Source organism: Streptomyces sp. NPDC001933 (genome assembly GCF_042890955.1).
Lineage (GTDB): Bacteria > Actinomycetota > Actinomycetes > Streptomycetales > Streptomycetaceae > Streptomyces.
The window spans coordinates 1-1,032 of sequence record NZ_JBIASS010000128.1 but is presented as its reverse complement, the minus strand read 5'-3'; the positions used below and the strand labels follow the sequence as shown (position 1 = coordinate 1,032).

At 66.7% G+C, this 1,032-nt stretch carries 2 protein-coding genes; both read left to right on the top strand.

What is annotated here, in order from left to right; translation table 11 throughout:
- Window positions 1-69 precede the first annotated feature (69 nt).
- On the top strand, window positions 70-459 hold the full coding sequence (locus ACFYY7_RS45760) for a nucleotide exchange factor GrpE (protein ID WP_388672439.1): 390 nt from the start codon (window positions 70-72) through the stop codon (window positions 457-459).
- 375 nt (window positions 460-834) lie between these two features.
- Window positions 835-1,032 (top strand): hypothetical protein (locus ACFYY7_RS45755; protein ID WP_388672436.1); only part of this gene is annotated, 198 nt, incomplete at its 3' end.

The following is a 1,032-nucleotide window of genomic DNA, read 5'->3' as shown; positions in this document are numbered from 1 at the left end:
AGGGAGCGACGAGGAGGAGGTCGTCGACGCGGAGATCATCGACGACGAGAGGACGGAGGGAGGCGAGCGATGAACCGGCCGAACAAGTCTCGATCGCCACAGCAGCATCACCAGCAGCCGTCACCTATCGTGATCCGGGACAACCGGAGCATCGCCCCGGTCACACTCCAGCCGAGGAAACCCGACCAGGCGGGCCTGAAGGCGGTCGCCGACGTCCTGGAGAACCATCTCGCCGGCCTCGGGCTCGAGACCGTCGGAATGCCAGGAGAACCCTTTGACCCCACCCGGCACGAGGCCGTCACCCACGAGCTGTCGGACACGGTCGAGCAGCCGACCTGCGCCACCGTGCTGCGCCGCGGCTACCGGGTCGGCGATCAACTCATGCGCCCCGCTCAGGTTTCGGTCGCCGAACCGCCTGACCAGGAAACCAGTCAGCAGCCGCCGTCTCATCCGGCGTAAGTACCAGGGAGTAATGGGCTTCTCGCACTTGGCGCACAGCATGGCCGGCACGCCATGGCGACGCAGCAGATCAGCGAAGCCGCCTTGCCGAACCTCGTCGATGTAGTCGTACATGCCCAACCAGTCCCCGCGTACTCGTACTGTCCCCACTGGCGATCCGAGGTCGACGATGGCGTCCTCCCAGGCGTCGTCCAGACCCTGCAGGTTCGCCTGCGACAGATACGCCGCCGCCCTCCTGAGCACCTCGTTCTCCTGCTCCAGCAACCGGATCCGCTTGCGTGCCTCACGCAGCTCGGCCGACTCACCCGACGCCGCCGCAGGCCCGGCTCCCTCGTCGGCATCGGCGCGGCGCAGCCACTTCGACAAGGTGATCGGGTGGAACCCGAAATCAGCGGCGATCTGTTCCAGCGTGACGCCGACCCGCCGGCTAGTAGTGCTTGGTCATGTTGGTGCGGGGTCTGGCATGTCTCGGTGACAGGTGGGGCAGGCGCCGGTCCAGGTCGCGATGAGTATCTGCAGCTCGCGGACAACTCGGTAGAGGCTCAGGCCGACGCCGTCTCTTTTGGGGATCGG

What these genes read in the sequence shown, in the direction of transcription:
- ACFYY7_RS45760 (WP_388672439.1), top strand. Translation starts at nt 70, where the DNA reads ATGAACCGGCCGAACAAGTCTCGATCGCCACAGCAGCATCACCAGCAG.